Source organism: Luteimonas sp. AC640a, assembly GCF_979256585.1.
In genome coordinates this window covers 1-18,773 of the sequence record NZ_CEEDOV010000008.1, presented here as the reverse complement: position 1 = coordinate 18,773, position 18,773 = coordinate 1, and the positions used below count along the sequence as shown (strand labels likewise).

The window sequence follows — 18,773 nt, the reverse complement described above, 5'->3', positions numbered from 1 at the left end:
GGCTGCGGTTGACGGCGCGTTAATCCACGACGTTTTAAAACGTGGGTTCTTGAACAGGGGAGTCTCGTCATGAAAACGCCTATTGCGGCGCTCGCTGCAGCTGTGCTGCTTGCCGGCTGTGCGACCACCACGTCCCCGACCGGCCGTACCCAGTACGTCGGCGCCGTGACCGCCGCGCAACTCAACCAGATGGGCGAGCAGGCGTTCGCCGAAACCAAGACCCAGATGCGGGCCTCGCCCGATGCGAAGCAGCAGGCCTATGTGCGCTGCATTGTCACGGACATCGTGCGCGAACTGCCGTCCAACTGGCAGCAGCTCAACTGGGAATCGGTCGTCTTCGTCGACGACAACCCGAATGCGTTCGCGCTGCCCGGCGGCAAGGTGGGCGTGCACACCGGCATCCTGAAGGTCGCGCAGAATCAGGATCAGCTGGCCGCGGTAATCGCCCACGAGATCGGTCACGTCTACGCAAACCATCACGACGAGCGCATCACCCGCCAGATGGGCGCGCAGGGTCTGCTCGGCGTCGCCGGCGCCGCGCTGGGCTCACGCTACGGCGAAGGGGCGCAGCAGTCGGCGAACCAGCTCGGCGGCGCGGCGCTGCAGACGACGTTCCTGTTGCCCGGCACGCGCACCCAGGAAACCGAAGCCGACGTCGTCGGTCAGGACCTGATGGCCAAGGCGGGCTTCGATCCGCGCGCGGCGGTCGGGCTCTGGCAGAACATGATCGCGGCCAGTGGCGGCAGCAGCCAGCCGCAGTGGCTGTCGACGCATCCCAATCCCGAGAACCGCATCAGCGAACTGCAGACGCGCGCCGCCAGCCTCGTGCCGACCTTCGAGCAGGCCCAGGCTGCAGGCAAGCGTCCGCGCTGCGGTTGAGCGCGTTTCACCCGCGCCTGCACGTAGATCCGCCACCATCGGGCGATAATCGCCGTCCCCAGACTCCGGCCCCGGCGCACCGCGGGCCACCAGCCAATCGAGGTGCTCCATGTCGAAGTCCCGTATGTCCCAGCAGGCGCTCGCCGCTGCCCTGACCACCGCCTTGCTGGCATTCGCCGCGCCGACGCTGGCGTTTGCGCAGGACGAAGGGAGCGATCGCAGCAGCCGCGCCGACCGGTCTTCGCGCAGCTCGGAGCGCAGCGAACGCCGCAGCTCGCGTCAGGCGCCGCAGAAGGCCGAGGCGCTGTATCCCAACAGCAGCCGACAGGAGCCCGGTGTCGCAGCCAGCGAGCGTCTGGTCAAGCAGCTCAACGCGTTGTCGGAAGCGAGCAACGCGTCCGACGCAGCCGCAGGACTCCCGATCGCCGACGAGATCCTCGCCAACGAGGCCGCCAACACCTATGACAAGTCGATAGCGGGTCTCATCGCGGGTCAGCTGCTACTCAACGAAGACAACGATCGCGCGATCGCCTATCTCAACCAGGCGATCGAAACCGGCGGCCTCGACAACAACAATCACTTCCAGGCGATGCTGATCGTCGCGCAGCTGCAGGCGCAGGAAGACAAGTACGACCAGGCGCTCGTGTCGCTCGACCGCTACATCAGCGAGTCGGGTTCGACCGAGGCCAAGGACCAGGCACTCAGGGGCAATCTGCTGTATCGCCTGGAGCGGTATCCGGAGGCGATCGCGACGCTCAAGCCGTTGGTCGATGCGGGCGGCGAAGTCGATCCGCAGTGGTCGCAGATCCTGATGGCGTCGTACGCCGAATCGGGCAATAGCGCCGAGGCCACGCGTCTCGCCGAGCAGGTCGCGCAGGCGACGCCGGACGACAAGCGTTCGCAGGTCAATCTCGCTGTGTCGTATCTGCAGACCGACCAGAACGACAAGGCGATCGAAGTATTCGAGCGTTTGCGCGCAGCGGGTCAGCTCACCGAAGAGAGCGAGTATCGCAACCTCTACGCGCTGTACCTCAACAGCGAAAACAAAGAACGCGAAGCGATCGCCGTGATCAACGAGGGCCTGCAGAAGAACATCCTCAAGGAGGATTACCGCACGATGGCGGCGCTCGGTCAGGCCAACTATTTCAGTGAGCAGATCGAGCCCGCGATTGCTGCGTGGCGCAAGGCTGCACCGCTTGCCGAGAATGGCGACACCTACCTCAATCTCGCGCGCGTGCTGCATCAGGAAGGACGTGCGGACGAAGCGAAGGAAGCGGCACGTCAGGCGATTGCAAAAGGCCTGAAATCCAACACCGACGCAGAGCGCATCATTTCGGGCCGTTAAAAAAAAGTTGCCGGAATTATCGATGGTACTGGCCACTTGGATTGGTATAAGCTTTAGGGTTCCTGCCGCCCGAACAGGTCGGCAGTTCAACTTTTCCACCGGGGTTTCGACCCCGGCCTCACCAGAGTTCTCCGCATGACGCAACGCTCGACGACGACCGACAGGAACGACGAAGACGAGGGCCTGAACTGGGGCCGCATCGCCGGCTTCACGATGGTGGTCGCGTTCCACGCCGCTGCGATCATGCTGCTGCTCGCGCCCGTCAATCCGCCGAACGCTGCAGCGCAGGAAGAAGCGGCGACGCGTGTCGTGATCATCGAACCGCCGCCGCCGCCTCCCCCGCCGCCGCCGCCGCCGCCGGAACCGCCGAAGCCGACGCCGATCAAGGAACTGACACCGCCGCGTCCGACGCCGGTGCCGCCGCCGCCGGAAGCGCCGCCGGTCGTGTTCGACGATCCGTCGCCGATGGATACGCCCGCGCCGCCGCCGGCACCGCCGTCGCCGCCCGCGCCGTCCGCCGACATCGGCGCCAGCGTCGACATCTCGTCGAAGAACATGAATCCGCCGCGCTACCCGCCTGCCGCCGCCCGCGCACAGATCGAGGGCACGGTGATCCTGGTGATCGACGTCGATGCGAATGGCAACGTCACCAACGTGTCGGTCGAGAAGTCCAGCCGCAACCGTGACCTCGACCGCGCCGCGATCGAAGCCGCACGCAAGTGGTCCTTCGCACCGGCCATGTCGAATGGCCAGCCGGCTGCAGGTCGCGTCCGCGTCCCGGTTGACTTCAACCTCGGTTGATCGATTCCGCTGTATCCGATACACCGGCGTTCTTCGGGACGTCGACACTTACGCGTCAACGTTGCACTCTTCAAACCACTACATCTAGAAGGTAAGCGTCATGCTGCAGGAAACCACCAACGCCGCTGTGTCCAACGCTGCCGGTCTGGAGTCGATGGGCTTCGCTGACATGATCGAGCACATGGACGCGGTCAACTGGACCGTGCTCATCGTTCTGATCGTGATGTCGGCCATGTCGATCTTCTGGATCATTTTCAACGCCATCAAGGCTGCGCGCCTCAAGGGCAGCACCGATCGCGTGATCAACACGTTCTGGGAAACCTCGAACGCGCAGGATGCGATCCGCTTCATGGAAGAGCAGCCGAAGAGCGAGCCCTTCTCGAAGGTCGCCCTCGACGCCGCACAGGCCGCCGCGCATCACCAGCGTCATGAAGGCTCGCGTCTGGTCGAGTCGCTGAACCGTTCGGAATTCGTTGATCGCGCCCTGCGTCAGGCCGTGACTCGCGAATCGCTGAAGCTCGAAGACGGTCTGACCGTGCTCGCGACCGTTGGTGCAACCGCCCCGTTCGTGGGTCTGCTCGGTACGGTGTGGGGCATCTATCGCGCCCTGATCCGCATCGGTGCCAGCGGCCAGGCCGACATCGGCGCAGTGGCAGGTCCCGTCGGCGAGGCGCTGATCATGACCGCGATCGGTCTGGGCGTCGCAATCCCGGCCGTGCTTGGCTACAACTTCTTCGTCCGTCTGAACCGCGGTACGAACAACAAGCTCGACACCTTCGCGCACGACCTGCACGACTTCTTCGCCACCGGTTCGCGCGTCGGCGAGACGCCGGCTCCGGCCAAGGTCTAAGAAGCGCGCACGTCAGTAGCGACAACGGAGTTCAGATATGGCTTTCAGCTCAGGTGGTGGCAACGACAAGGTCAACGCCACGATCAACATCGTCCCGCTTGTCGACGTCATGCTGGTGCTGCTGATCATCTTCATGGTCACGGCACCCCTGATGGCGCACAAGGTGCAGGTCGAGTTGCCGGAAGCTAACCTCGACGAGCGGCCGGAAAATGCACCAGGTCCGACGCCGCTGACGGTAGCGGTCACCGAAACCGGTGACATCTACCTCAACGACGAGCCGGTGACGCTCCAGCTGCTGGAGAGCGCTTTCTCGGTCGAGGCCCAGAAGACGCCGCAGCCGCCGGTCAACATCCGCGGCGACTCGACGACGAAGTACCGGACGATCAACGATGTGGTCAACACTGCGCAGGCCCAGGGCATGCGCAAGGTCGGCTTCATCGCGACGGTCGAAAACAGGTAAACCGGAGCAACACGCATGGCATTTTCATCCGGTGGCGAAGGCCCGATGGCCGACATCAACATCATTCCGCTCTGCGACGTGATGTTGGTGCTGCTGATCATCTTCATGGTGACGGCGCCGAAGGCTTCCTATCCAATCGACATCGATCTCCCGCAGCGTTCGACGACGCCGCCGGAGAATCCGGTGGAACCACCGGAGCCGATCCGGCTGCGCATCGACGGTTCGGGCCAGGTCTTCTGGAACGACAGCCCGACGCCAGTCTCGGCACTGCGCAACATGATGGAGTCGGAAGTCCAGCGTGACCCGACCAATCAGCCGACGCTCGAGATCGACACCAATGGCGACGCCGATTACGGCGTGCTGGCCAAGGTGTTGGCGGAAGCGAAGAACGCGCAGATGCAGAAGATCGGCTTCGTGCGCCAGTAAGATGCAGTCAGCACCGGTGCGGGCCTGCAGCACGCGCCGGTGATCGATGCAGTGATTTGAACGCCGCCTTCGGGCGGCGTTTTTTTATGCGTTTCAGAAACTGGGCGGTATGTCGATGCAAAGCCTGCCGCGTGCGTCCTGCGCGCATCGATGTGTACCGCGGTCCGTCGTGCGTGAAGAGTGCGGCGCGGATTTGATAGCGACGGATGCAGCTGCTATCCGGTGCAGTCAGGCGTCCGATCGAACGCCTGCGATCGCAACGCGCGGATCACACGCCAGCAGCGGTGCCGGTGATCGCCAGATAGCGACACACCGTCGTTTCCAGGCCGTCGTACAGCGCCTCCCCGATCAGCGCATGACCGATCGACACTTCGTCGATACCGCCAAGGGCGGCGAGGAACGTACCGAGATTGGCCTGGCTCAGATCATGTCCGGCATTGACGCCGAGTCCGGCGGCGCGGGCCTGCTGCGCAGTGACCACGAATGCGGGCAGTGCGATCTCCGGCGCCCCCGCATCGAAGGCCTCGGCCCACGGACCGGTATAGAGCTCGATGCGATCGGCACCGGTGGCGCATGCCGATTCGATGTCGGCACCGGCGTTGGCGAACAGGCTGACACGACACCCGAGATCGCGGAAGGCTGCGACCACCGGAATCAACGCGTCGCGCTCGCGCGCGAAGTCGAAGCCGTGATCGGATGTCAGTTGTGCATCGCCGTCGGGCACCAGGGTGACCTGCGCCGGACGTGTTTCTTCGCATAGGGCGAGCAGCCCCGGATAGCCCTCGCGCGGTGGCGCGAACGGGTTGCCCTCGATGTTGAACTCGACACCGCGCTCTGCCGTCAGTTTCGCCAGTGCACGCACGTCGTCGGCGCGAATATGCCGGGCATCGGGCCGCGGATGCACAGTGATGCCGTGCGCGCCGGCGTCGAGACAGGCACGCGCCGCGCGCACGACATCGGGATCGCGACCGCCGCGCGAATTGCGCAGCACCGCGATCTTGTTGACGTTGACGCTGAGCCGGGTCACGGACCGGCGGGTGGCGTGCGGGCCGGATCGTCGACCGACGACGTCGCGGCCGCGCGGCGGGCATCGGCCTGCTCGCGCAGACGACGCAGCTCCGCCGGGTCGACCATCATCGCTTCGCTGCGGCTCTGGTTGCCGACGCGTTGGGCCAGCAGGCCGAGCACACCGATCACCACGAACACGAGCGACAACACCAGCGCGATCGCCGCGAGCGGGACCGACGTTGTGGTGAACGCGATGACGACCGCGCCGAGCGCGAGCAACAGGAACAACCAGGGCATGGGACGGGCTCCGCCTGACGTGTCCGCGAGTCTAAACCAGTCGTTGGCCGGAACCAGCCCCGAGGCGCCGGCGCCACGACGAACGTGGCACGGGCGCGACAAGCGGCGGTCCTGCATCGCAGCGGTGTTCCACGGACACGCTGAGCAACGACAGGATGGGTGTTTGATGAGCGCGTCAGCGACACCCAGATGGGTGGGTGCGCGCGAACTGCAAATACGTGGCTCACGGTCCCGGACCTGGCGAAACAGGCAGGATGCAAGCGTCTTTGCGTCTCCGAGCCGTGTCAGTGGGAGAGGCCGAGGTGGACCTCACCGGCGCCCGACCATTCTGCGAAATGTGATGGCACTCTGATCGCCCGCAGGGCGCGCCTACAGCAACGGCGAACACAGCCGCGCGAGGGCTTCGGGCAGACGCGCCGACAGCAGCGGACGATGGCGACCGCGCTGCACGCGCGGGGCATTCGCGAATTCGCGCTCGATATAGTGCGCCAGCGAGGCTGCCATACCGGCGTCATCGAACAGGACCGACACTTCGAAATTGAGCCGGAAGCTGCGGTGATCGAAGTTGGCGCTGCCGATCAACGCGAGATGGTCGTCGACCAGCAGCGTCTTGCTGTGCAGCAGGCGCGAGCGGTACTCGTAGATCTTCACGCCGGCGACCAGCAGCTGGCCGAAATAGGAACGCGCGGCCAGCGTCACCAGTGTCGAGTCACTGGTCTGCGGCACCAGCAGGCGCACGTCGAGACCGGCGAGTGCGGCCGAGGTCAGCGCCATCATCGCGGCCTCGCCGGGCACGAAGTACGGCGTGGTCATCCACACACGGTGCTTCGCGGCGTGGATCGCGCCGACGTGCGCGCGGTGGATCGCTTCCCAGTTGGAGTCCGGGCCCGAGGTCAGCACCTGGGTGCGGATCGGTCCGGCGTCGGCGGGCGGCGTCTGCCGTTCGACGTCGGCGAGAAAATCCCGCCGGCCGGTGGCATAGGCCCAGTCCTCGGCGAATACCAGCTGCAGCACGCGCACAGACTTGCCGACCAGACGCATGTGCAGATCGCGGTAGGCGTCCTTGCGCAGGCGTTCGTCCTGCTCGTCGGTGATGTTCATGCCGCCGGTGTAGCCGATGCGGCCATCGATGACGACGATCTTGCGATGCGTGCGCAGGTTGGTCCAGGGCCGCTGCCAGATGCGACCAAAGCGCATCGGGTGGAACCACGCAAGTTCGCCGCCGGCATCGATCAGTGGCGCAAAGAACTTCCGCGAGGCTTTGGAGCCGACGAAGTCGAGCAGCACCCGTACGTGGACACCCACGCGCGCGCGTTCCACCAGTGCATCGCGCAGCGCGGCGCCGGTCGTGTCGGGTTCGTAGATGTAGTACTCGAGATGCACGTGATGTTCGGCGCGCGCGATGTCGGCGAGCAGCGCGGTGTACTTCGCAGCCCCATCGACCAGCAGGTCGACTTCGGCCGAGGAGGTCGCCGGCAGCCCGGTCGTCGCCTGTCCCAGTCGTACGAGTTCGGCAGCTTCGCCCTGCTCCGCCTCGATCTGGTTACTCCGTATCGAGGCGCGACTGTGGCTGCGGCGTAGTCGATTGCGGTGGATCTTCTGCGGCCCGAACACGTGATAGATCAGAAAGCCGATATACGGCAGCAGCGCGAGGCCCAGCAGCCAGCTCAGCGTGGCGACCGGCTCTCGCTTCTGCAGCACGATCCACATGCCCAGCACCAGCAGATACAGCACCCAGCCGACAGTCAGCAGCGTCACGAGATGCGGCATGGTCGCGAACGACTCCCAGGCGCGCTGCAAGGGTGCGGACATGGAGGACTCGACGACGGCGCCGATCGCGCCGCGCACAGGGTAGCGGCGCCCCATGCAAAAACGCGCAACGCCGGAGCACTGTCACCTGTCACATCCGGGTGTCGCATCCCTGTGACACCCGCGCAGCCGCGTCGTGGCGCGGTTCGAGGCGCTCAATGGTCGATCCACCTGTAACAAGTGGCGACGCCGGGCACTGCACAAATCCTTACAGATAATTCCAAGCGATTGATCCGAAAGGATAAAAAGACTTGGCACGCGCTCTGCGTTGACTCCCTCGCTGAAGAACCGGGGAGCCGACGATGCGCCATCCAATCCAGACGGGCCTGATCCTGCTGCTGCCGTGCCTCGCATTGGCCGCCGGCACGGCGCAGGCCGCAGGCGCGCGCGCTGGCGTGCAGCCGACGCACGGCGAGATGGTGTTGCTGCGCGACGTCAGCGCTCGCCACGCGGTGCGCCAGGCGCCCCCGGGCATCGGCCTGATCGTCGACCCGACACCAAACAGGCAGCTGATGCCGTCGCTGCCCGGCGGCGAACTGAGCGACGCCGACTTCCTCGCGCTCGACACCGGCAACCAGGTACAGGGCGCGATGCGCGGCGACGGCGGCATCGCCGCGCCGGTAACGCGCGCGCTGACCGGCACGCTCGGCGGCGGCGCGAATGCACGCGATGCCAGCGGCATCCAGGGCGCCGGCACGCTGGGCGCCACCACCGGCGGCGTCTCGGGCATGGTCACTGGCGCAACCCGCGGCATCGGCAGCCAGATCACCGGCGCGCTGTCGCAGATGCCCTTCGCCCAGCCGGCGAATGGAGGCGGGCCGTGATCCGTATCGCCACCTGCCTCGCGCTGGGCCTGCTCGCCGCCGCGCCCGTGATCGCCGCGGACGATTACCCGGCGATGCTCGGCTACCTCACGCAGTCGCGCGTCGACGGCAACGCGTTCACCGGCGCGTCCGGCGCGATCGCGATCAACGTCGCCGCCGGCGATCTCAACCAGCAGGCGAACCTGCGTGCGATCGCGGTCGGCACGCATGCGATCGCCGATGTCGACGCGCGCCAGTCGCGCCGTCGCGACTTCGCCACATCGCCCGATACGGCCACGGCCGTCATCGCCGGCAACACGCTCGCGGGCGCGTCGGGCATCGCATCGATCAATCAGGCCAGTGGGGCCGGCAACGCGTCGTTCAACGCGGTGTCGCTCGCACTGGCGCAACAGGGCATACGCGAAACCGACGACGACGGTTCGTTGTCGGCGGCGTTCGCGTCGGCGGGGCAACAGCACGGTTTCGAACACGGGGGCGCGACATCGAATCGTCGCGTGGCGTCCGTCGAGTCCACTGCGCTGCAGGGCTTCGAAGGTGTGTTGCAGCTCAACCAGGTCGCGGGATCCGGGAACGACACCGGCAACACGCTGGCGATGTCGATCCAGGCGGGGCCGTGACCGGGCACTTCAACGGGAACTCCACGAGAGCAGACGAGAGAGAGATCACAGACATGAAGACCATCAAGACCACACTGCTGGCGATTGCCGTCAGCGCAGCCGCGGTGGGCGCGGCACAGGCCCAGAGCGTCGACTGGCAGATCGTCGATTACGACATCACCATCGACGACACGCGCAACTACGAGACCAACGTCGACGACACGCGCAATTACGAAACCAACATCACCAACACCAATACCGAGGTCAACACCACGGTCAACCAGACCCAGGACTGGACCCAGACCGTCAACCAGTCGGTCGACCAGAGCCTGACCGAGACCGTCGATCGCAGCCTCACCGAGTCCTACGACATCAGCGTCAACGATGCGTTCAATCGCGAGGTCAACCAGCAGGTCGACCAGAGCCTCGACGAGGCCCATCGCATCCGCACCAACCAGGTCTACGAGAACATCGACCGCACCGAGAACGTGAGCTCCGACGTGCGTCGCGAGCGCAACGAACACGGCGTGTCGGTGAATCTCGAGAAGGATCTGTCGCTGAGCTCGGACATCGCCTTCAGCGGCGACCCGACCATCACCGGCAACATCGATCTGGACTCGGCCGCGATCGCCGTCGTCGACAACCGTCAGTCGGTCAGCGGCAACACGGGTCTGAACAAGGTGCTCGAGAACACCGCCGGCATCGCCGACGACGTAGGTTCGGAAGCCTCGGGCAACCTGCTGTTCAACGTCGCCGCCGGCGACAACAACGTGCAGGACAACGCCGCGGCGCTGTCGGCCGCCGATGCCGGTTTCGCGTTCGGTCTCGCCGATGCCGAAGTGTTCGTGAACCAGTCCGGCTCGCAGAACATGACGATGAACCATGGTGTCACCAACGACGCCAGCATCGGCGGCAACGCGTTCTCGGCGGCGACCGGCAACATCGGCGTCAACATCGCCTCGGGCAACAACAACGCGCAGAAGAATGCGATGGCCGCTTCAGTCGCCACCGCCGCCTATGCGCAGGCCAGCGTCAGTTCCAACCAGGCCTCGTCGGGCAACATGACGTCGAACGCCGGCAGCTACGAGCGCTTCACCGATACGGTCAACGTGTCGCTCAGCGGCACGATGAGCGGCGGATCGGTGGCGGTGGGGTACGGCGGTTACGAGGGCAGCACCAGCGGCTCCACCGAGTCGACCGGCAACGCCTATCAGCAGTCGAACTTCTACGCCGACATGTGGGAGGGCGAGAACCACCCGAACGGCCCGGTGATCGGCCATGCGGACTTCGATACCGACAGCCAGGGTGCGGTCCAGAATCCGGGTCGTCCGGGCGTGGGCGGCCTGGCGTTCGATACGGATTCGGAAGGCGCCTACGAGGGCACCGAGTCGGGCGACCTGGCCTTCATCGAGCTGGGCTACACCGAGCTCGACGCGGCGCTCAGCGGCACGGTCACCACGTCGCGCTGGGTCGCGGTCGCGGCGACCAACGATGCCAGCCTGTCGGGCAGCGCCTTCAGCGCGGCCTCGGGCAACATCGGTGTGAACGTGGCGGCGGGTACCGGCAATCTGCAGGCCAACAGCCTGTCGATGGCGGTCGCGCAGCCGGGCGCAGCGGCCCCGCCTCCGGGCGGTGGTGGCGGCGAGTAAGCGCCCACGAGGTGTGACGCCCGGTCTGCCCCCAGACCGGGCTTCTCCCGGAAGCCCCGCGCCACATGCCCCGTGGCGCGGGGCCTTCCTTTCGAAGGTCGTGGCTTCCATTGCCGGAGGCTGGTGTCAGGTCCGGCAATGGAAGACACGCGATGCGCGCAATGCGCATCAGGAGTCAACGCAATGATCCGCAGTCTTTCCGGCATCGCAGTGGTCTTGCTCGCGCTGGCCAGCCCCGTGCGGGCGGCCGACGTGGCCTTCCAGGGCATCCTGCCCAATGGCGCGGTGATGCCGGTCAACGTGGAGAGCATGCGCGAGGCGCGTTACCGCAACATCGTGCGCCAGCACACCGACTACAGCTGCGGCGCCGCCGCACTCGCGACGGTGCTCAAGTTCGCCTACCGGCTGGATGTCGAAGAAGCGACCGTCATCGAAGGGATGATGGGCCTGGCCGATCCGGAGACCGTGCAGGCACGCGGCTTCTCGCTGCTGGACATCAAGCGCTACGTGGAATCGCTGGGCATGCGCGGCCGCGGGTATCGCATCGAGGAAGATCGGCTGCGCGCCTTGCGTGTGCCGGGCCTGGTGCTGATGGACGTGCGCGGCTTCCGCCACTTCGTGGTGCTCAAGCAGATCAGCGGCGAGTACGCGGAAGTCGCCGACCCGATCCTCGGCAACCGCAGTGTGCCGATGGCCGAGTTTCTCGAGTCGTGGCCGTCGCGGGCCATTTTTATCGTCATAGGAAGTGACTTCGACCGTTCGACCGCGCTGCTGCAGCCGGTCGAGCGCCCGAGCGCGAAGCGGTTGTTCGCGCGTCAGGGTCCGGTGACCGATGCCGAGCTGCTGGATTTCGGCTTCAGCCACGCGGACCTGTTCTGACAGGAGACATGAGATGCGCAACTACACGACATGGCTGGTGGCCATCGCCCTGGGCGCGAGCGTCGCGCCGGCGTGGTCCAGCGACGACACGACATCGACGCACGCCAGCGGCCTGCGCGAGATTCCCGACAGCGAACTCGGCGCAATGCGCGGCCGCTATATCGTCGGCGACAACCGCGTCGCCTGGTTCGGCGTGACCATGGTGTCGAACTGGGTTACCAGCGCCGGCCAATCGATACAGAGCGCGGTGAAGCTGGGCTTCGATCTGCGCGGCGCGAAGCCGGAAGTCAGCTTCCAGCCCAGCGTCACCATCACCGAGCAGACGCCGGCACTGGCTGCGGCTGCGGGCACTGGTGAAGTGGATGCATCCGGCCTCTCCAATGTTGGCGGACTGGTGCAGAGCGTGCAGGTCGCCGGCGACGGCAATATCGCGCGCAACGGCATGTCGCTGCAGGTGCGCGATGGCGAGGTGCCCGTCGCGGCTGCGAACACCGGCAGCACGACGGTCGCCGACATGACCCTCAACGGTGCGCATGCGCGGGCGTCGCTCGAGGACGGCGGCGCGCGGATCCTGCTGCAGGTGGCCGGTCAGGGCGCCGCCGAGCAATGGATCGATGCACGTTCGTTCGGCCAGAGCATCCAGCTCGCCGGCAATGGCCAGGCGGTCGGCAACCAGTTGCAGCTGGATCTCGTGCGCCAGTCGGTGCCGTCCAGCCAGACCATCCACCAGAACCTGATCCAGGCCATCGGCATGACACGTGCCGGCGGCATCTGAGGCAGGCACACATACGCGTCGATGCGGGAGGGGCACCTTGAAATCGACACCGACACGCGCGCGACGGCCATTGGCCATCGCGCTGGGACTGGCACTGCTGTGCCCGTCGATCAGCATGGCGCAGGACGCCGGGCAGATCACCGCCGAGGACCGTGCGCGCATGCAGCAGTTGCTGCAGGCGCTGCAGTCGCTGAAGCAGGACTACGCGCAGGAAGTGCGCCGGCTGCGCGAACTGGACATGCAGATCCAGGCGCTGCAGGCGCGCGTCGCAGGCGTGGCACCGGCTATCGCACCGCGTGACGCGCCGCAGATGGCGGCGCAGCCGGGCGCGCCTGCGCCGGTGTCGTCGATGCCATCGACCAGTCCGCCACCGTTGCCGGCCAACGCGGCCGCGGCGCCGGCGTCGCGCGGCGACGAAGGCTATGCCAGTACCGCCGAAGATGCGCAGCGCGCCCAGGACACCGACTCGCGCAGCGTCGCCGACGTCAAACAGCAGAGCACCGCGCTGTTCAATCGCCGGCTCACGCTCGAGAACGGCATCAGCTACAACCGCTACGACCGCAAGCAGGTCACGCTCAACGGCTTCCTCGCGCTGGATGCGATCTTCCTCGGCAACATCGCGATCGAGAACGTCGAGTCCGACACGGTGAACTACAACTTCGCTGCGCGCTGGGGCGTCAGCCCGCGCCTGAGCTTGAACCTCGACGTGCCCTACATCGCGCGCAAGACCGTCTATCAGAAGGGCGGCGCCGGTGGTGCTGCGGCGGCAATCGCACAGGAAGAAACCGACGGCCACGGCCTGGGCGACATCAGCGCGAGCGCGAACTGGAAACTGTTCGGCGAACGCGGACCCTGGCCGGAGACCGTGCTCAATGTCGGCGTCACCGCACCGACTGGCCGCGAGCCCTACGGCATTCCGTGGCGCGTGCTCGAACGCGACTCCGACAACTTCATCCGCTTCGCGGTGCCCGAGGAACAACCCACCGGCAACGGCCTGTGGCAGGCGACCGTGGGCCTGTCGGCGGTCAAGACCACCGATCCGGCGATCCTGTTCGGCAACATCGGTTACGTGCGTTCGTTCGGCAAGGACTTCGGCGATCTCGACAACAATCCGGACACGACGAATCCCGGCCGGGTCGAGCTGGGTGATGCGTTCTACTTCGGCGCCGGCGTCGCGTTCGCGTTCAACGAACGCACCAGCCTGAGCATCTCCTTCAGCGATCGCCTCAACGCCCGTGCGCGCACGCGCTACGAGGGCGCCGATTGGATGAAGCTGATCGGCAGCGATGCGAATGCCGCGACGATGAGCCTCGGCGTGACCCATGCGATGACCCCGAACGCGACCTTCGTCGGCGTACTCGGCATCGGCCTGACGCCGGATGCGCCGGATTTCAATCTGACGGTGAAGGTGCCCTACTCGCTGTAGGGCGCGCGCTTCGCGGCCCGCTTCGTAGGATGGGTAGAGCACAGCGAAACCCATCGTCCATGCGCGATCAGGTCTCCGGCGAATCGATCGAAGCCATGCGCGTTATCGGGCGTATGCGTCGATATCGCGGACCACGCCATGGGCGTTGCTGCGCGCTACCCATCCTGCGGTTCGGTCTCACGCATCGCCATGCGTCAGCGGAACGCCTCGAGCGACACGCCGTGCTTGCGGCACAGCCGGTAGATCGTCACGCGCGACACGCTGAGCCGACGCGCACTGGCGCTGACGTTGCAGCCGGTCGCGCGCAGCGCGTCGACCAAGGCGTCGTGTTCGGTGCGGTCGCGATGATGATCGAGTGCGACCACCTGCGCGTTCGCACCGAGTTGCAGGTCCGCCGGTTCGATCAGCGCGTGCTCGGCGACCACTGCGGCGCGACGCACGCGGTTGAGCAGTTCGCGCACATTGCCCGGCCACGCATGCTGACGCAGACATTGCCGCGCGGCCGCGCTGAAGCCGCGCGCCTGCACGGAGTGACCCGCGCGGAATTCATCGAGGAACTGGCGCGCGAGCAGTTCGACATCGGCGCCGCGCGCACGCAGTGGTGGCAACTGCAGACGCAGCACATCGAGGCGGTAGTACAGATCCTGGCGGAAGCGGCCGGCGGCGATCGCCGCTTCCAGATCCACATGGGTCGCCGCGAGCACGCGCACGTCGACGCGGATCGCGTGATTGCTGCCGACGCGTTCGATCGTGCCTTCCTGCAGCACCCGCAGCAGATTGGTCTGCGCATCGAGCGGGAGATCGCCGATCTCGTCGAGAAACACGGTGCCGCCATCGGCCGATTCGAACAGACCCATGCGCCGCGTCGCCGCGCCGGTGAACGCGCCGCGTTCGTGGCCGAACAGTTCCGACTGCACCAGTGTCGGCGAGATCGCGCCGCAGTTCATCGCCACGAACGGACGCGCGCGCCGGCCGGACAGATCGTGCAGCGCATGCGCCGCGAGTTCCTTGCCGGTGCCGGACTCGCCGGTGATCAGCACCGGCAGTTCGACGTCGGCATAACGATGCAGCAGGGCGCGCACGCCGAGCATCACCGCGCTCTCGCCACCGACGCTGGCGATATCGCGCCGCGGGCTGGTCAACAAGGTGGCGAGCGCGGCATCGAGGCGCTGCGGATCGAGCGGCTGCGGCAGGTGTCCACCACAGCGTGCCAGCACGCGCAGGCAAACGGGATCGCTCGCATCGACGGTGTCGTCGACCAGCGCCAGGCTCGGCAGGTCGGCGTGCTCGGCGAGAATCCGTTCGAATGTGGCCAGGCGCACCGCATCGGCGCCGCGCAGGTCGACGATCGCGATCACCTGATCGCCGCCACGCATGCCGACCTGGACGCTGACTTCCGGACAGGCCACGCGCAGGTGCCAACCGCTGGCCGCGAACACGGCCTCTTCGCGAGGGCCCGGGGTGCCGAACCAGACCGCGCAGCGTTGCACGCGCGGCGCCGTCATCGATGCCATGGCGCAGCCCCGCGCAGCCGTGCGGACGGACCGGCCAACGCCGGCGCGAAACGGTTAGACATGCCCCCTCTCCATTCGATGCCCCGAGTGTCAGTCCGTCCAACGCCGGGAGCGTCCGGGGGCGGACAGACATCGCACGCGTATTCACGTGGGCCCGGGTCGCAGGGGTTGAGACGGGCACCGGCGACACTGCCCGCATGAGCTCTCGCGCGCCGCCCCCCGTTTCCGTCGCCCTGAAAGGCCGCGGCAGTGCGTCGTGGGTCGCCGGCCGTTTCGAAAAGCGATCTGCGATCGCCGAGGACGACGGCTGGGACGCGCTGCAAAGCCTGCAGGACGACGCGATCTCGCCGGCGACCGTCGTCACCGAGGAGCGCGCGCGCAGCATCGTCAGCCGCAACACCTCGCCCGATATCAGCTTCTCGCAGTCGGTCAATCCGTATCGCGGCTGCGAACACGGCTGCGTCTACTGCTTCGCCCGGCCCTCCCATGCCTATCTGGATCTGTCGCCGGGGCTGGACTTCGAGACCCGGCTGTTCGCCAAGACCAACGCCGCCGAGCGCCTGCGCGCGGAGTTCGCCCGCCCCGGCTATGTCTGCTCGCCGATCGCGCTGGGCATCAACACCGACGGCTACCAGCCGATCGAACGCCGCTACGGGCTGACGCGCGCGCTGATCGAGGTCATGGCCGAGGCCCGGCATCCCTTCAGCATCGTGACCAAGAGCGCCAACGTCGTCCGCGATCTCGACCTGCTGGCGCCGATGGCGGCCGACGGCCTGGTCACGGTGCACTTTTCGGTGACCTCGCTCGACAACCGCCTCTCGGCCCGAATGGAACCGCGCGCGGCGGCCCCGCACGCGCGGCTGCGGGCGATACGCACGCTGCACGAGGCCGGCGTGCCGGTCGGTGTGCTGGTCGCGCCGGTCGTGCCGGCGATCACCGATCACGAGCTGGAAGCGATCCTCGGCGCGGCGCGTGAGGCCGGCGCCGGCAGTGCCGGTTATGTGCTGCTGCGTCTGCCGAACGAGCTCAAGGCGGTGTGGCGGGAATGGCTGGAGTTGCATTACCCCGAGCGCGCCGCCCACGTCATGAGTCTGCTGCAGCAGCTGCACGGCGGCCGCGACTACGACAGCACCTTCGGCCATCGCATGCGTGGAAAAGGCCCGTTCGCCGACCTGATCGCCGCGCGCTTCGCCCGGGCGCGGCGCAGCCTGGGGTTCGCGCGTTTGCCGCCGCTGCGGACAGACCTGTTCGTCCCACTGCGCCCGCAGACACCACAGGGCGAACTGTTCTAACGGGGCATTCACCCGGTCTGCACCCCGCATCGACGTGGGCGTCTCCTACACTGCGCGGTCCCCGTCAGACGACCCGTCGCAATGTCCGATGCCGCGCCATTGCGGAACGCCGCCGAAGCCGGCGCCTCCGCGGACCTGATCGACCAGTTGCCCAACGGCCTCGCCGTGCTCGCGGCGGACGGGACTTGGCTGCGTGCGAATGCGGCGCTGGGTGATCTCGTGGGCGTGGCGCCCGCTGCGCTGGTCGGCCACGCCGCCCATCGCGAGCACCTGCCGGCCCTTGCCGCGCGCATCGATGCCGCGCTGGCCCAGCTGCCGGTTGCCGATGAGACCCTGCGCGATGTCGCCGTTCCCGATGACGCGACCGGCCGCCATCTGCGATTGACCCTGCGCCCGCTGGCCGACGGCACCGCGCTGTTGCAGCTGCACGACGACACCGCACTGAAGATGCTGGAAGCCCAGCAGGAGACGCTGGCCTTTGGTATCTCGCACGAGTTGCGCGCGCCGGTGCGCGCGATCGAACAGTTCGCGCGCCGTCTGCTCGCCCAGGACGCTGGCGCCGATCCCCAGACCGCCCGCGACCATCTGCAGCGCATCCAGCACGCGTCCGGCCACGCCGGCGGCCTGATCGATGCCCTGCTCGAAACCATGCGCGCCTCGCGCCCGCCCCGCGCGGCCGCCGCCGTCGATGTCAGCCTGCTCGGCGACTGGATCTGCGCCGAGCTGCAGGACGCCGATCCGGGGCGCGCCGCCGAGATCCACATCGCGCCGGACCTCTGGGCCTGGGGTGACGAACACGCGCTCAAGCAACTCCTCGGCAAGCTGCTGCACAACGCCTGGAAGTTCTCGGCGCTGCGCGACACGGTGCGCATCGACCTCGACGGCGAACGCATCGGCGACCGCCTGCAGCTGCGCCTGCGCGACGCCGGCCGCGGTTTCGACATGCGCTATGCTGAACGACTGTTCGTGCCTTTCAGGCGCTTGCACAGCGCCGACGACGGGGCCGGACATGGCCTCGGCCTCGCCATCGCCCAGCAACTGGCGCGTGCGCAGGGCGGACACATCCGCGTGGAATCGGAACCGGACGCCGGCACCACCTTTTTCATCGAACTGCCGGCGGTGCCGGACGAGGACGCAGCCGCGCCATGAGCGACCACACGATCCTGTTGATCGAGGACAACCCCGACGACGCCGAGCTGACCCGCATCGCCTTCGCCGAGGCCGCCATCGACAGCCAGCTGGTCGTGGTCGGCGACGGCGCCGAAGCGCTCGACTACCTGTTCGCCCAAGGCAAGTACGCCGCGCGCGATGCGGCCGACCTGCCGTCGATCGTGCTGCTCGATCTCAACCTGCCCAAGCTCGACGGCCGCGAAGTGCTGCAGGCCCTGCGCGCGAACCCCGCGACCCGCGGTCTGCCGGTCGTCGTGCTGACCACCAGCACCGAGCCCTTCGACGTCGAAGCCAGCTACGCGCTGGGCGTCAACAGCTACATCCGCAAGCCGGTGGACTTCAAGAAGTTCGTCGAGGTGGTGAAGCAGATCGGGCTGTATTGGCTGGTGTTGAATCATCCGCGGGGGTGATGGTGGGTTCTGGGGTTTCGGCCTTTGAGGCGGTCGGTTTCATATAAGGCGCGGGTCTAGCGTCTGCTCCGTGCGCCGCGTTGGGCTTAGATCCAGGAATAGAGGTGCTACCGCTTTTCGCCTTGGCTTTTGCTTCGGCTTTGCGTTGGCTCTTGATCTCAATCGAGCCGTAAAGCGAGCCGAGCATCGCAGGACGACGGGGTCGAAGAGCAGCCCATGTCTGAGCGTAGCGAGTTTGGGCTGCGTGCCCCGTCGTCTGAGAAGCGCAGGGGACCGCCGCGGCTTCATCGCGGCGGATCGCGTCCGGCGAAGACGGTTTTGCTTACTTTTGCCAAGACAAAAGTAAGCCGCGCGACAGCGCGG

At 66.8% G+C, this 18,773-nt stretch carries 19 protein-coding genes; 15 read left to right on the top strand and 4 right to left on the bottom strand.

The window, feature by feature from the left end; all coding sequences use genetic code 11:
* Window positions 1–69: 69 nt before the first annotated feature.
* The 6 genes from ACZ9YD_RS08465 (at window position 70) to ACZ9YD_RS08440 (ending at window position 4,761) form a co-directional block, all read left to right on the top strand.
* Window positions 70–879, top strand: a complete 810-nt coding sequence (locus ACZ9YD_RS08465) for a M48 family metallopeptidase (protein ID WP_465074730.1) — start codon at window positions 70–72, stop codon at window positions 877–879.
* A gap of 109 nt (window positions 880–988) precedes the next feature.
* The gene (locus tag ACZ9YD_RS08460; RefSeq protein ID WP_465074729.1) at window positions 989–2,224 is read left to right on the top strand and encodes a tetratricopeptide repeat protein; all 1,236 of its coding nucleotides are present in this window, start codon (window positions 989–991) and stop codon (window positions 2,222–2,224) included.
* 135 nt (window positions 2,225–2,359) lie between these two features.
* The gene (locus ACZ9YD_RS08455) at window positions 2,360–3,025 is read left to right on the top strand and encodes an energy transducer TonB (protein WP_465074728.1); all 666 of its coding nucleotides are present in this window, start codon (window positions 2,360–2,362) and stop codon (window positions 3,023–3,025) included.
* Window positions 3,026–3,125: 100 nt separating this feature from the next.
* Entirely contained in the window at window positions 3,126–3,875 is a 750-nt protein-coding gene (locus ACZ9YD_RS08450; protein ID WP_159681206.1) for a MotA/TolQ/ExbB proton channel family protein, read from the top strand.
* A gap of 37 nt (window positions 3,876–3,912) precedes the next feature.
* Window positions 3,913–4,335, top strand: coding sequence for an ExbD/TolR family protein (locus ACZ9YD_RS08445; RefSeq protein WP_465074727.1), 423 nt, complete (start codon window positions 3,913–3,915; stop codon window positions 4,333–4,335).
* A gap of 15 nt (window positions 4,336–4,350) precedes the next feature.
* Complete coding sequence (locus tag ACZ9YD_RS08440; protein WP_465074726.1) at window positions 4,351–4,761, top strand: ExbD/TolR family protein; 411 nt, start codon at window positions 4,351–4,353, stop codon at window positions 4,759–4,761.
* 268 nt (window positions 4,762–5,029) lie between these two features.
* Here the strand turns inward: ACZ9YD_RS08440 and ACZ9YD_RS08435 are convergent, their stop codons facing one another.
* The 3 genes from ACZ9YD_RS08435 to cls form a co-directional block, all read right to left on the bottom strand.
* Window positions 5,030–5,788, bottom strand: a complete 759-nt coding sequence (locus tag ACZ9YD_RS08435; RefSeq protein WP_465074725.1) for a pyridoxine 5'-phosphate synthase — start codon at window positions 5,786–5,788, stop codon at window positions 5,030–5,032.
* Window positions 5,785–6,066, bottom strand: coding sequence for a hypothetical protein (locus ACZ9YD_RS08430; protein WP_465074724.1), 282 nt, complete (start codon window positions 6,064–6,066; stop codon window positions 5,785–5,787). Before ACZ9YD_RS08430 ends, ACZ9YD_RS08435 begins: the two co-directional genes overlap by 4 nt.
* 369 nt (window positions 6,067–6,435) lie before the next feature.
* Window positions 6,436–7,878 (bottom strand): cardiolipin synthase, encoded by a 1,443-nt coding sequence (gene cls / locus ACZ9YD_RS08425; protein ID WP_465074723.1) that lies wholly within the window; start codon window positions 7,876–7,878, stop codon window positions 6,436–6,438.
* 299 nt (window positions 7,879–8,177) lie between these two features.
* On the opposite strand from cls, the gene ACZ9YD_RS08420 reads away from it, so the two are divergent.
* The 6 genes from ACZ9YD_RS08420 (at window position 8,178) to ACZ9YD_RS08395 (ending at window position 14,024) form a co-directional block, all read left to right on the top strand.
* Window positions 8,178–8,699 (top strand): hypothetical protein, encoded by a 522-nt coding sequence (locus tag ACZ9YD_RS08420; protein WP_465074722.1) that lies wholly within the window; start codon window positions 8,178–8,180, stop codon window positions 8,697–8,699.
* Window positions 8,699–9,316: a hypothetical protein gene (locus ACZ9YD_RS08415; protein ID WP_465074785.1), complete on the top strand. Its 618-nt coding sequence runs from the start codon at window positions 8,699–8,701 to the stop codon at window positions 9,314–9,316. The genes ACZ9YD_RS08420 and ACZ9YD_RS08415 overlap by 1 nt, the downstream gene beginning before the upstream one ends.
* 53 nt (window positions 9,317–9,369) lie before the next feature.
* Window positions 9,370–10,944 carry an adhesin gene (locus ACZ9YD_RS08410; RefSeq protein WP_465074721.1) on the top strand — a complete coding sequence of 525 codons (1,575 nt, stop codon included), beginning with the start codon at window positions 9,370–9,372 and terminating at the stop codon, window positions 10,942–10,944.
* 183 nt (window positions 10,945–11,127) lie between these two features.
* Window positions 11,128–11,823, top strand: a complete 696-nt coding sequence (locus ACZ9YD_RS08405; RefSeq protein ID WP_465074720.1) for a C39 family peptidase — start codon at window positions 11,128–11,130, stop codon at window positions 11,821–11,823.
* Window positions 11,824–11,836: 13 nt separating this feature from the next.
* Window positions 11,837–12,598: a hypothetical protein gene (locus tag ACZ9YD_RS08400; protein ID WP_465074719.1), complete on the top strand. Its 762-nt coding sequence runs from the start codon at window positions 11,837–11,839 to the stop codon at window positions 12,596–12,598.
* 115 nt (window positions 12,599–12,713) lie between these two features.
* Window positions 12,714–14,024: a transporter family protein gene (locus ACZ9YD_RS08395; RefSeq protein WP_465074784.1), complete on the top strand. Its 1,311-nt coding sequence runs from the start codon at window positions 12,714–12,716 to the stop codon at window positions 14,022–14,024.
* A gap of 194 nt (window positions 14,025–14,218) precedes the next feature.
* Here the strand turns inward: ACZ9YD_RS08395 and ACZ9YD_RS08390 are convergent, their stop codons facing one another.
* A complete protein-coding gene (locus tag ACZ9YD_RS08390) occupies window positions 14,219–15,538 on the bottom strand; it encodes a sigma-54 interaction domain-containing protein (protein WP_465074717.1) in 1,320 nt (439 codons plus the stop codon).
* A 197-nt stretch (window positions 15,539–15,735) separates the two neighbouring features.
* Here ACZ9YD_RS08390 and ACZ9YD_RS08385 point away from each other — a divergent pair, with 197 nt between their 5' ends.
* The 3 genes from ACZ9YD_RS08385 to ACZ9YD_RS08375 all read left to right on the top strand — a co-directional run bounded on the left by ACZ9YD_RS08385 (window position 15,736) and on the right by ACZ9YD_RS08375 (window position 18,410).
* Window positions 15,736–16,830 carry a PA0069 family radical SAM protein gene (locus ACZ9YD_RS08385; protein ID WP_465074716.1) on the top strand — a complete coding sequence of 365 codons (1,095 nt, stop codon included), beginning with the start codon at window positions 15,736–15,738 and terminating at the stop codon, window positions 16,828–16,830.
* A gap of 81 nt (window positions 16,831–16,911) precedes the next feature.
* Complete coding sequence (locus ACZ9YD_RS08380; RefSeq protein WP_465074715.1) at window positions 16,912–17,979, top strand: sensor histidine kinase; 1,068 nt, start codon at window positions 16,912–16,914, stop codon at window positions 17,977–17,979.
* The gene (locus ACZ9YD_RS08375; protein WP_159681218.1) at window positions 17,976–18,410 is read left to right on the top strand and encodes a response regulator; all 435 of its coding nucleotides are present in this window, start codon (window positions 17,976–17,978) and stop codon (window positions 18,408–18,410) included. The genes ACZ9YD_RS08380 and ACZ9YD_RS08375 overlap by 4 nt, the downstream gene beginning before the upstream one ends.
* Window positions 18,411–18,773 lie beyond the last annotated feature (363 nt).